This is a genomic window from Lysinibacillus sp. RU7 (assembly GCF_057837305.1).
The window spans coordinates 1-226 of the sequence record NZ_JBYQFK010000368.1 but is presented as its reverse complement, the minus strand read 5'-3'; the positions used below and the strand labels follow the sequence as shown (position 1 = coordinate 226).

Annotated in this window: 1 tRNA gene; it reads left to right on the top strand. The window is 44.7% G+C overall.

The window, feature by feature from the left end:
- Positions 1 to 76 (top strand) — tRNA-Ala (locus AC3II9_RS22755).
- Positions 77 to 226 lie beyond the last annotated feature (150 nt).

The window sequence follows — 226 nt, the reverse complement described above, 5'->3', positions numbered from 1 at the left end:
GGGGCCTTAGCTCAGCTGGGAGAGCGCCTGCCTTGCACGCAGGAGGTCAGCGGTTCGATCCCGCTAGGCTCCACCAATTTATGAACTTTGAAAACTGAACAAGCAAAACGTTAACAATAAGTAGTCTCTTTAAGAGACAAACAATTTTTGACATCAAACATGATGCCAGCAAATTTGAGCTTACTCAAATTCTTTTATGGAGAGTTTGATCCTGGCTCAGGACGAA